Source organism: Phycisphaerales bacterium AB-hyl4 (assembly GCA_041821185.1).
In the GTDB taxonomy this organism is placed as follows: Bacteria; Planctomycetota; Phycisphaerae; order Phycisphaerales; family Phycisphaeraceae; genus Natronomicrosphaera; species Natronomicrosphaera hydrolytica.
The window spans coordinates 413,991-425,915 of record JBGUBD010000003.1 but is presented as its reverse complement, the minus strand read 5'-3'; the positions used below and the strand labels follow the sequence as shown (position 1 = coordinate 425,915).

The following is an 11,925-nucleotide window of genomic DNA, read 5'->3' as shown; positions in this document are numbered from 1 at the left end:
TTGGGCCAGCGGGCTTAGAGGTTGCCGCGTTCGCTTTGCCAGAGTCGGTCCATGTGTTGCTGCACGGCGTGTTGGATGTTTTCGTAAGGGCCGAACTGTGTGCCGATGACGTGGAGGAAGTGAACGAGTGAGGCCCAGTCGCGGGCGTCGATTACCTCGGCGCGGACGCGATCGGGGCCCCAGTTGTGGTAATTTTCCAGCGGCAGGGTCAAGCCGGTGGCGATACGGTTGCGAGCGACATACAGCGAGGCGTTGCACGTGCCCCGGCGTGGCAGCGGCGTCTGGAAGAGGAAGTCGTCGCGTTGCTTTGCCTCGGCGTCGGCCAGTTGGAGCAGGCGGGTGGTTGCCCAGTGGTTGTATGTGGTGGTCAGGTCGCCCGAGCGGACGACGAAGCCTCGGCTGCGGGGCATGCCGCTGCATTCGAGGCAGATGATGACCGCGTTTTCGGGCAGGTGATCGTCTTCGGTCGCGCCGTAAGCGCCAATGAAGCCGACCTCCTCGGCCCGGGTGAACAGGCCGATGACGTGAGCCTCGTCGCGCTGCCTTGCGAGTCGATCGAGGGTGCACAGCGTGGCGGCCACCTGGGCGAGATCGTCGTGGGCCCGCGCGTGCAGCCGATGGTTGCGCAACTGCCACGTGGTCAGGTCGAAGGTCGCGAAATCGCCGACTTGCACGCCGGGGTCGACCTCGGCCTCGGCGAACAGCGGACGATAGAAACCGTCTGCTTGTGTGCAGGAGACGATTGTTGCCGAGCGTGCCTCGGTGGGGTTGGTGTCGTTGTACACGAGCAGTGGTTCGCCGGTGAGGTCGATGCTGGGCCCTTTGCCAAGAAAGGCAAGCCGGGCCCTGCCGTCCTTGACGGATTCGACATGAAAGCCGGGGTGGTCCATGTGGGCTTCGAGCACGATGGGCTGGCTGCGCGGCTGGCCGTGATGGTAGCTGACGTAGAGGTTGCCGAATCGGTCGCGCTTGCACGGCAGGTCGCGTTCGCGGGCAAAGGCTTCCACGAACCGGGCGACGTGGGCTTCGTGAAACGGCGAGGTCGGCAGGGCGAGCACCTGGCGGAGGATCTCGGCGTCAGCGGGCGGTATTGGCATGTGGAAGCGTCTCGGCGGGTTGAGTGTTTCGCGGGTCACAGGCGTGTGAAATACCTGACGATCCTGGGTGAGATTTGCTGGTGTAGGCGTAGAGATGTTGTACAATTGAATGGGGCGGATCACAAGTTCGGGACATTTGAAGGCAAATGAAGCTGTTTTCAATTGCATATTTGAAACGTGTCGGTGACTTGGTCGGTCGTGTGATTATGGGTGTTTCTAAGGTGAGGCGTGCTGGCTTATTCAGCTCGTAATTGATGTTATCACTTATTGAAAAAGCGTTTAAATAAGGCTGGGCATATGTCGCACTTGGCCATAGATGGTGGTGAAAAGGTGGTGTGTCGGGAGAACCCCGACATGTTCGCCTGGCCGATCGTGAATCGGGAGATGGAAGCGGGCGTGTTGGACATTCTGCGCCGCGGCGCGATGTCACAGAACGACGTGACCAAGCGTTTCGAGCGCGGCTATGCCCGGTGGCATGGGGTGAAGTATGCGCTGGGCCACAACAACGGCACCGCTTCGCTGGAGGCGGCGATGTACGCCGTGGGCGTTCGGCGAGGCGACGAGATCATCGCCCCGTCTATGACCTACTGGGCCACCTGCGTGCAGGCGCTGGGCCTCGGCGCGAAGGTCGTGTTCGCTGACATCGATCCCGAGACGCTCTGCATCGATCCGGACGACATCGAGCATCGCATTACCGACAAGACCCGCGCGATCGTGCTGGTGCATTACCTGGGCATCGTCGCCGACATGGACCGCATCTGCGCGATCGCCCGCAAGCACAACCTCAAGATCATCGAAGACGCCTCCCACGCACACGGCTCGCTTTATCACGACAAGATGGCTGGCACGTTCGGCGACGTTGGTTGCTTTTCGCTGATGAGTTCCAAGGGCTTCGCCGTCGGGGAAGCGGGCATCCTCATCACCGATGATCGCGAGATCTATGAACGGGCGATTCTCTACGGCCACTACATCCGGCATGATGAACTCACCGACGAATCGATTCGCGCGATGGCCGGCCTGCCGGTGGGGGGATGCAAGTATCGCATGCACCAGATGTCCGCGGCGGTGGGCGTGGCGCAGTTGAAGAAATACCCCGCGGAGATGGCGGAGATCGACGCGGCCATGCGCTACTACTGGAGCCTGCTCAAAGATGTTCCCGGCATTCGGCCGATTCAGGCGACGGCGCCCGGCTCGTCGATGGGTGCGTGGTATTTCCCCCATGCTCATTATGATCGGGATTGTTTTGACGGCCTGTCCGTACAGCGGTTCTGCGAGGCTTTGCAGGCCGAGGGCAGCAAAGCCATCCCCGGCGTGAACGCCGCGCTGCACAAGCATCCACTTTTCTCAAAGATCGACATCTTCGGCGACGGCCATCCGACCAACCAACTGTCCGGCGGCCGGGACGTTTCCACAGACCCGTTGCCGGTGACGGAGGGTATTCAGGAACGCGTGTTCGGCGTACCGTGGTTCAAGCACTTGTGGAAGGATGAAATCGAACTGCATGCGGCCGCGGTGCGCAAGGTCGCTGCAAACTATCGTGACCTGCTCGCCGGCGACAAACACGTCACCGCGTTTAACGGCCACTGGGGGCTGAGCACGATCAAGACCTGAGCCCACGCGAACCCGACACGGCATGAGACTGGCCATGACAGGCACGAGCGACGCCGAAGCCATACGACACCCACGCCTCATCACTTTCGCGACCAGCCAGTCGGCCTGGCAGCGCACGTTCGACGCGGCGCTGGCTGAGTTGAAGGCCAATGTCCGTCGCGTGCCCGATGGTGATGAGCCGGTGTTGATCGAGGGCGGCCCCTACACCGGCATCTGGCTGGAAAGTGGGCCGATCGATGCCCGCGCCTACGCCCCGATCGACCCGGAACGTTACCTCGCGGCGCATCGTATTTTCTTCAATCAACAGCGGGACGATGGGCAGATCCCCTGCTTCGCCCGGCGAGGCGGTCTCGGCTGGAGTCAGGTGCAGACGGTCACGTCGCTCGCCGTGACGGCCTTGGATTGCGCGCTGCACTACGGCGATGACGCGTTCCTCGAACAGGCGTATCGCTGCTGCAGCCGATGGGATGACTGGCTGATCCGTTACCGCGACCGCAGAGGCCTCGGGCTCTGCGAAGCGTTCTGCGAATATGACACGGGGCATGACAAGAGCCCGCGTTGGCAGGGGCTGCCCAAGGTCTGCCAGGGCAAGGACGCTCGCTATTGTCCGCCGAACCCGCGGCTGCCTTACCTCGCGCCTGACCTGTCGGCGAGCCTGTACGGTGGGCGGGTGGCGCTGGCGAAGATGGCCCGCCGGCTCGGCCGAGCGACCGAAGCGCAGCAGTGGGAAGCCAAGGCGGCGCAGACGCGCGAGGCGATTATGGCGCATCTGTTCGATGAGGCCACGCTGTGCTTTTATGATCGCGATGACGAGGGGCGATTCGTCAACATCGTTGGCGATGTGCTGCTACGCGTGCTGGCGGAGGGCGTGGTGGAGCCGGCGCTGTTCGAGCAAATTTTTCAGCGATGGGTCGGCAACCCCGAAGCGTTCTGGACGGCGTGTCCCTTGCCGTCGATTGCGATCTGCGATCCGCATTTTGACTGGCAGATGCCCGACAACTCGTGGGGCGGGCCATGTCAGTCGCTGACAGCGTTGCGTGCGCCGCTGTTCATGGAGCGATACGGCAAGTTCGCGGCGATGACTGAGGTGATGATTCGCTGGGCTCGCTGCATCGCGGCGGCTGACGGATTCAGGCATCAGGTTCATCCGCTGACCGGTGTGTTTCAAGGCCCGGAAGGCTACACGCCCACGATGTGCGTGATGTTGGACTACATGCTTCGATTGCAGGGCATCAGTGTCTATCAGCACAACTGTCTTTCGTGGGGCTGCTGGTATGAGGACGAACAGCATGAACGCACGTGTGCGTTTTCATGTGAGCAGGGGGGGGCGAAGCTTGTCGGGCGTGGCGCGGTGAGCGAGTTGTACTGGCGCGGGCAGCGGCTGGCGGAGGTGCACGGCCGGGCGCGCGTGATCACCGATGGTCATGGCGTGATTCGCCAGCTCATCGGCATTCGCGACGCGGTTGAAACGGTGACGGTGACGCTCGCTTCAGGGGGTCGCTACCAGATGGCACTTGAGCCGGATGCCGTAGCGTCGTTTCCGGGTGATGCGGTTCGGTTACAGGCCGAGCAGGTGAGTCCATGAAGCTGCACGAACTGGCTGAGACGCTGGGGTTGAGTGTGCTGCCGACGTCGTGGGTGGTGCATTGGGATGAGTTCATCGCAGGCTATGACCCGGCCGGGCGTTCGTTGCGGATGAGTGCGGGCGTTGTGGACGAGCTTGGCGAACACCTGGCCATGCCGCCTCGCGTCCGCGACGCGTTGCACGCACATCTGCGCCTGTTCGACGAGCAGCCGGGGATGAACGCGCTATTTCAGTTCTGCTGCCATTTGCTTTACGACAAGCAGGTGCATCAGGGGGTGGGCAACTGGCCGATCTTCAAAGACAGTCACCTTCCCGGGGGGAACATGCTCTACGCTTACGTGTTCCTTGCCGGCCGACGGTATGCGTTGCAGCAGCATGGCCGACTTGGCATTCCCGCCCGCGTGACCGACGACACACTCAGCGACATCTTCACATGGATGGAAGATTATCACAGCAAGCACGGCCACTGGGGCCTCGCGATGGTGGGGTGGGTGGCCAACTATGTGCTGCGAACGAAGCTACTGCAACTGGGTCGGCTTCAGTTTGTGCAGGACACATTCAAGCCGCCGTTTCGGGGCTATCGTCATCGTTCGTCGAACGCGGTGGTCATGCTCGCGCGGGAAGGGCGGAAGTACCGCGCTGATGGTCAATTTGAAGGCGAGAATCAACGGCTGGACCCCAACGGGCCCTGGACGTCGACGCTTGAAGTTACTGACACGACGATTCGTGGTCATGTCGTGCATCCGGACGGATGCGTGCGCCGTGAGCCGAGCACATTGCCTGCCGACGCGTGGGAGATGGTATTCGACCAGGGGTCGCCGGCGGTGAGTGTGCACATCCCGGCGTGCGGGCCGTTGACGTTCGATGCCTGCCGTGCATCGATCGAGCAGGCGCTCGCGTTTTTCCCAAGGCATTTCCCCGAGCGACCGTTTGACGTGATCTACTGTTATTCGTGGATGATGGACGCCCAACTCAAGGCTTACCTGTCGGCGGATGCCAACCTTGTGCGGTTTCTCAACGAGTTCTACCTGTTCCCCTACCCGAACACGAGCGGCTGGCAGACGATCGAGCGGACGTTCGGCCGAGCCAACATCGACCTTGCCCGCGTCGAAGCCCGGACGTCGCTGCAACGGGCGGTGCTGGATCACATACGGAAGGGCGGGGCGTGGCGATGTTCCGGCGGCGTGATTTTCCCCAGCGCCTACGTGCCTGGCAATCAGCCGTATCGGGCCGACGCATGGGCGCAGCATGTGCACGCCGGGCCGCCGTCGATCACCGCATCCCCAACGATTGGCGGAACGCGGTGATGGTCATGCCCGTCTGACGTTTGAATACAGCACTGAGGTATTCGGGGTGCTTGAGGCCAGAGCGTTCCGCGATGCCTGCCAACGACAACTCGCTGGAGCTGAGCAGTTCCGTGACACGCTGCATGCGGATGCGAATGATCTCGTCGTGTATTGTGCGGTGCAGCACGTCGCGGAAACGCCGTTGCAGCGTACTTCGCGACACGTCGGTGTGTGCCAGCACGTCCTCCGTGGTGATGCCCAGGCAGGCGGACTCGCGGATGAACCGCAAGGCCTTCGCGACGAACGGGTCGTCGATGGCGATCAGGTCCGTCGACTGACGGTTGATCACTTGCAACGGCGGGACGTAGACCGCCTGCTCGTCCAGCGGTCGGCCGGCCATCATCTGGTCGAGCATGCCGGCGGCGAGGTAGCCCATGCGCGTGGCGTTGGGCACGACGGTGCTCAGCGGCGGGTAAGCCATCGCCTGCGCGACGGATTCGTCGTCCACGCCGATCACCGCCACCTGCTCCGGCACGGCGATGTTCTGTCGACGGCAGGCGTCGAGCACTTCCACGGCCCGGAAATCATTGGCGGCCAGTACGCCAACAGGCTTGGGCAGTTGTGCGAGCCACTGGCCGACGGTGGCGATTTCTTCGTCCCATGATTCGTGTTGATATCGCATCTGTGGTCGGCTTCGTGAGTGAAACCGATGTACCACGCCGCCGTCCTGCTCGACCGCCGCCGCGAAGCCGAGCAGTCGCTGATCCGACCAGTAGATGTCGGCGTAGCCCGCAAAGCCGAACTGCCGGTACCCACGCTGGAGCAAGGCGTCGGCGGCCATGGCGCCGATCGCGCGGTTGTCGTTGAACACCAGCGGTCGGCCGAGGCCGAGCACCTGCTCGTTGAGGTCGACGATGGGCATGGGCAGCGAGCGGATCGTATTGGCGACCTCCTCGTAGGCGGCCTTGGCGATGAGCCCGTCGCCGTCCCACCGTGCCAGCCAGGTGGGGGGCGGGTCGTAGATCGAGCGCTGTTCCACGTAGATCGACCACGGGCCATTCTCACGCACGAACTGGGCCACTCCTTCGATGAGTTGTCGCCCGAACGAGGTGGATGTCTCCACCAGCATCGCCACGCGCGGCGGCGTTCGCGCAAGCGATGCGTTAATCGCTCTCGGCCGACCGCGGCGACCTGTTGCCTTTGATCTGTTCATGGCGGCCGATTCCTGACGCCATCGCGACAGCGCCGAATCCTCAACAGGGGTGACCGAAAATCTCATTGTACGCGATGCGGCGGCGGTTACCCTTGAAGGGTCCCGATGTAATCTCCCGACAGCTCACTTCGTGGAAAACTGCCCATGACCGATCGCATGTTGACACAAGAAGGAGGCGGCACTCGGGCCACCGATGGCGTGGCTTCCGCTCGGCGCGACCAGGAAATCAACCTGCCTGCGAAGGGGGTGACAACCGAGGTGCTGCACGACCTGCTCGGCCCGCCGCCGACCACCAGGCCCGTACCCATTGCCGTGGTCGGCTGCTGCATCCGGGCGCACTTTCCCTACGAGACAGCGGTGGGCAATTATCGCGCGGCTTGCGATCGCGTCCGACAGGTGTTGGACGCGTCGCGGTTTGAAGTGCTGACGGCCGACGAACCGTTTGAAGATCCGGATGCGTTGCTCGCGTTCGCCGACGGGCTGCTGGAACGCGGCGTGGCGGGGGTGATATTCCTGCACGCGACCTACACGGCCGGCGAGATCGGGTCGCACTTCGGCCGATGGCTGGCGGACCATCGCATGCCCGTGCTCTCTTGGTCGCTGCCCGATGAGAAGGGGGGCAACCTCGAAGCGAACAGCCTCTGCTGTCAGAACTTTCTGCTGAATATGTGGCAGCGCATGAATGTGCGCTACGTCTGGCATCATACAGCGATCGACGCCACGGCCGACCCGTACATTCAACGCTTCGGCGCGAGTGTCCGTGCCAAGGCACGCTTACGTCATGGCAAGGCGTTGCACGTCGGCGGTTCGCGCGTGTCGGCGTTCTACGATGGGGAAACAGACGAGTTGGCGGTGATGCGGCGGTTCGGCCTTCGCTTCGATCGCATCGACCTTGAAGCGGCGCATCAGCATGGGAAGAAGTTCGCCGACGCGGATGTCAGCCGACTGTGGCAGGCGATCAAATCGCACGAGGCCTGCAACCGCGTCGCCCTGCCGGACGAGCAGGCGTTGCGCACGTTGCGCATGGGTTTGAGCATCTACGACTTGTCAGTGAGCGGCGGCTACATCGGCTGCACCGTGAAAAGCTGGCCGGAGCTATTCGACTGCTACGGCTTTGCAATCGACGGCGCGGTGTCGATGCTCAACGATGCGGGCTTGTGCACGGTTGAAGAAGGCGACATGAACGGGTTGATCTCGTCGTTGGCGATGCACCTGCTCACCGACGGCGCGGCTGTGCCCACGATGATGGACCTCTCCACGCTCGATGTCGACGCCAACCGGCTCGGCATATGGCATTGCGGCGCGTGCCCGACGCGATTGCTTCGCGCGGGCGCAACTTTCGACGCAACCCGTCACTCTATCCTTGAAAATGGTGATCCGGAAACGGCCGTCGGACTCATGCTTGAGTTCCCGCTCGTGACCGGGCCGGCCACGGTGGTGCGCTACCAATCGCCGGATGCGTCGACGATGTTCGCGTTTGAAGGTCGGCTGGAAGATTGCGAGCTGGCATTCCGCGGCAACTACACTGAGATGACACCCGAATCGCCTGCGACCGCCGAGAGCGTGATGGGCACGATCATGAACCGTGGGCTGGATCATCACTGGTCGCTGGGCATGGGCCATCTCGGCCGGGACCTGGAGATGCTCAACCACTGGCTGGGTGTGAAGGCGATCGGTGAGCAGACGAGCATGTACCTGAGTCGATGACCATGTCGCATACACACGGAACCACCATGGCTCACACTGCACCGGAAGTTGTCGTTGTCGGTCTGAACGTGGTCGACGTGCTGGTGAAGCTGCCGCCGCAGCGGAAGCAAGGCGACAAGCATGAGGTCAACGAACTCGTCATCCAGGGCGGGGCGCCGGCGGGCAACGCGGCGTGCCTGCTCGCGACGCTGGGCTGGCGGACAGCCTTTGTCGGGCGACTCGGCCAGGACACGCTCGCGACGATCGCCCGCGCCGAGTTCGCCCGGCATGGCGTGATGCTCGATTTTCTCATCGACGAGGTGGGCGCCCGGCCGGCCATCGCCGTGGTGGAAATCGACCCGGACACCGGCGAGCGAACGGTCTACTACACGCTGGCGGGTTATCGCCACCCCACGGCCGACGATGTGCCGGCGGAGGCGATCCGCAATGCCCGCCTCGTGTTCTGTGATGGATATGAAACCGAGGCGGGCCTGGCGGCGCTTCAGGCAGCGCACGAGGCGGGTGTGGCGTCGGTGATTGACATTGAGGCGGGCGAGCCGACGGTGCTGCGTCGCATGCTCGCGCTTGCTTCGCATGCGATACTCCCCGCCGCCGCGGGCCGGACGCTGACAGGCCATGACGCACCCGAAGCGGTGGTTGAAGCGCTGGGCGGGATGACCGACGGGCAGGTGTTGATCACCGACGGCGTCGAGGGTAGCTGGGCGTGGACCGCCGAGGGTGTGCGTCATCAGCCTGCCTTTGCTGTCGAGGTGGTGGATACGACCGGCTGTGGCGATGCGTACCACGCGGCGTACGCGTCGGCTTTGCTGGACGGCCTGCCGCTTGTGCGTCGCATGGAGTTCGCGGCGTTCGTGGCGAGTCGGGTGGCGACGGCGCTGGGCGGCAGAGGTGGCCTGCCGACGCGGCGGACGCTGGCGGAAGCGGATCTGTCTGAGCTCTCCAACCCCTTGCGACAGCACCTGCTGGCTTGGAAGGGTGACGAAGCAGCGGCGCGTTGATTGTCGCGGCCGCTCGGTGCGAACCGAACATTGACGGCGGCTGCGGTGTAAGTTGTGATGAAAGATGAGAGGCAACGTGCCTGAGATATCTCCGGATTCCGAAATGGCGGCGCTGATAGCGCAACTTCGCGCCGACAATGTCGTGCGTGGCGATCGCGTATCGGTCGAACCGCTGACCGGTGGCGTGTCGAGCGAGATCGTTCGCGTGCGCGACGGGGAGCGCGACTTCGTGGTCAAGCGCGCACTCGCCAAGCTGCGTGTGGCGGAGGACTGGTACGCGGATACAAATCGCAACCTTTTCGAGCGACAGTACATTGAGTACGTGCAGGACGTGATGCCAGAGGCGGTGCCGGCGATCATGCATGCGGGGGATGGCTACTTTGTGATGGAGCATCTCGGCGCGGGCTTCGTGAACTGGAAGCAGAAGCTGCTGCAGGGGAAGCTGGACGTCGCCGACGCGCGGCGGGCGGGACATACGCTGGCGGTTATTCATCGCACGTCGGCCGGGCGTGATGAGGTGGCGCGTCGGTTTGATACGACGTGCAACTTCAAGGCACTGCGCGTCGACCCGTACCTGCTGACCACGGCGAAGCGGCATTCGAAGTTGCGGGGCATAATCGAGGCTGAGGCCGAGCGGCTCGCAACGACACGGCTGGCCCTGGTCCATGGCGACTACAGCCCGAAGAACATCATGGTGTCGTCGGCTCGGCTTGTCGTGCTCGACTGCGAAGTCGCATGGTATGGCGATCCGGCGTTCGACCTGGCTTTCCTGCTCAACCACCTGTTTCTCAAAACGCTGCTTGAGCGAGCGAACCGTGCAGGCCTGCGACAGATGATCGATACTGCCCGCGGCGCGTACTTCGAAACGCTTGGCGATGCACTGGATGCGAAGGCGATGGATGCGCGTACGGCCCGGCTTCTGCTGATGCTGATGCTCGCCCGCATCGACGGTAAGAGTCCGGTGGAGTATCTCACGATCGACGCGACGCGCCAGTTCGTGCGGCGGTTCGTCACCGAGGCATTGCTGGAAGGCGACGATTGGACACTCGATGCCGTGGCGGCATTGTGGTTTACGAAGGTGGAAAAGGAGCATGGCCCTGATGCAAATCGCAACCGTTGATGCATGGCAGATTTTTGATTCGCGCGGCAATCCCACGGTCGAGGCGGAGGTGACGTTGCACAATGGCGTGCGCGGCCGAGGGCTCGTGCCATCCGGCGCGTCGACAGGCCAGTTTGAAGCGCTGGAACTGCGTGATGGCGATGCCCAGCGCTATCGAGGCAAGAGCGTCTTCAAAGCCATCGCAAACATTCGTGACGTGATCGGCCCGGCGGTGCGTGGCATGGACGTTAGCGAACAGCGGGCCATCGACGAGCGGATGATCGAACTCGACGGCACAGCGGAGAAGTCCCGGCTCGGGGCGAATGCAATCCTCGGCGTATCGATGGCCGTCGCGAACGCCGCCGCCAACGCCCGGCAAGTGCCGCTGTACGCGTCATTGGGCGACGGTACGCGATTGCCCTTGCCGATGATTCAGATCATCGGCGGCGGCAGCCATGCGGCCTGGCGAACGGACGTGCAAGATTACCTGGTCATGGCGATCGGCGCGACGAGCTACGAGCAGACGCTGGAGATGACGTTCAACGTTTACCATGCGGCGGGCGAGTTGCTTAAGGAGCGCGGCGTGCTGGCGGGCGTTGCGGACGAAGGCGGGTTCTGGCCTGAGTTTGCGACAAACGCCGAGGCGCTGGACACGTTGGTGGAAGTGATTCAACGCGCCGGCTATCGGCCGGGCGAAGACCTGGGCATCGCGCTGGACATCGCGGCGAGCGACCTGTTCGATGAACAGGCGGGCTGCTACCGGTTCCGGCTGGAAGACCGGCAGTTCAGCTGCGAAGCGTTTGCCGACCTGATGATTGACTGGTGTGAGCGGTATCCGATCGTCAGCATCGAAGACCCTGCGGCGGATGTCGATGAGGCCGGCTGGCGACGGGTGTGCGAGCGCGTGGGCGAACACGTGCAGGTGATCGGCGATGACCTGTTCACCACCAACCGCCAACGGATCGAGCGTGGCATCGAGCAGAAGCTCGCCAATTCCGTGCTGATCAAGTTGAACCAGATCGGCACGGTGACGGAGACGATCGACGCGATCCGCCTCACCCAGCAGGCCGGCTGGCGGCCGGTCGTGTCGGCTCGCTCGGGTGAAACGGAAGATGCGTTCATCAGCCACCTGGCTGTGGCGACGGATGCCGGCCAACTCAAGGTGGGGTCGTTCGCACGAAGCGAGCGGATGGCCAAGTGGAATGAAGTGCTTCGGATCGCGCGTGAACTGGGCGAGCGAAAGACGTTTGCCAGCGGCGGTTTGCTGGGGTTTCAGCCGACAACCGCTGGCCGTCGCGACGCGTGACTTGATTGAATGAATTAAACGGG

9 protein-coding genes are annotated in these 11,925 nt (G+C 63.2%); 7 read left to right on the top strand and 2 right to left on the bottom strand.

The window, feature by feature from the left end; genetic code table 11:
* Nucleotides 1-14 precede the first annotated feature (14 nt).
* Complete coding sequence (locus ACERK3_06380; GenBank protein MFA9477922.1) at nt 15-1,097, bottom strand: hypothetical protein; 1,083 nt, start codon at nt 1,095-1,097, stop codon at nt 15-17.
* A gap of 297 nt (nt 1,098-1,394) precedes the next feature.
* On the opposite strand from ACERK3_06380, the gene ACERK3_06375 reads away from it, so the two are divergent.
* The 3 genes from ACERK3_06375 to ACERK3_06365 are packed head-to-tail and all read left to right on the top strand — an operon-like array spanning nt 1,395 to nt 5,600.
* Nucleotides 1,395-2,708 (top strand): DegT/DnrJ/EryC1/StrS family aminotransferase, encoded by a 1,314-nt coding sequence (locus ACERK3_06375; GenBank protein MFA9477921.1) that lies wholly within the window; start codon nt 1,395-1,397, stop codon nt 2,706-2,708.
* 34 nt (nt 2,709-2,742) lie between these two features.
* Nucleotides 2,743-4,293 carry a trehalase family glycosidase gene (locus ACERK3_06370; protein ID MFA9477920.1) on the top strand — a complete coding sequence of 517 codons (1,551 nt, stop codon included), beginning with the start codon at nt 2,743-2,745 and terminating at the stop codon, nt 4,291-4,293.
* Nucleotides 4,290-5,600 carry an acyltransferase domain-containing protein gene (locus ACERK3_06365; GenBank protein MFA9477919.1) on the top strand — a complete coding sequence of 437 codons (1,311 nt, stop codon included), beginning with the start codon at nt 4,290-4,292 and terminating at the stop codon, nt 5,598-5,600. The genes ACERK3_06370 and ACERK3_06365 overlap by 4 nt, the downstream gene beginning before the upstream one ends.
* Here the strand turns inward: ACERK3_06365 and ACERK3_06360 are convergent.
* Nucleotides 5,566-6,792, bottom strand: a complete 1,227-nt coding sequence (locus tag ACERK3_06360) for a XylR family transcriptional regulator (GenBank protein ID MFA9477918.1) — start codon at nt 6,790-6,792, stop codon at nt 5,566-5,568. The genes ACERK3_06365 and ACERK3_06360 overlap by 35 nt on opposite strands.
* A gap of 144 nt (nt 6,793-6,936) precedes the next feature.
* On the opposite strand from ACERK3_06360, the gene ACERK3_06355 reads away from it, so the two are divergent.
* The 4 genes from ACERK3_06355 to eno all read left to right on the top strand — a co-directional run bounded on the left by ACERK3_06355 (nt 6,937) and on the right by eno (nt 11,902).
* A complete protein-coding gene (locus ACERK3_06355; protein MFA9477917.1) occupies nt 6,937-8,499 on the top strand; it encodes an L-fucose/L-arabinose isomerase family protein in 1,563 nt (520 codons plus the stop codon).
* A gap of 26 nt (nt 8,500-8,525) precedes the next feature.
* Entirely contained in the window at nt 8,526-9,497 is a 972-nt protein-coding gene (locus ACERK3_06350) for a carbohydrate kinase family protein (protein MFA9477916.1), read from the top strand.
* A 76-nt stretch (nt 9,498-9,573) separates the two neighbouring features.
* On the top strand, nt 9,574-10,617 hold the full coding sequence (locus ACERK3_06345; protein MFA9477915.1) for a phosphotransferase family protein: 1,044 nt from the start codon (nt 9,574-9,576) through the stop codon (nt 10,615-10,617).
* Complete coding sequence (gene eno / locus ACERK3_06340) at nt 10,598-11,902, top strand: phosphopyruvate hydratase (protein ID MFA9477914.1); 1,305 nt, start codon at nt 10,598-10,600, stop codon at nt 11,900-11,902. Before ACERK3_06345 ends, eno begins: the two co-directional genes overlap by 20 nt.
* The last annotated feature ends 23 nt before the right edge of the window (nt 11,903-11,925 follow it).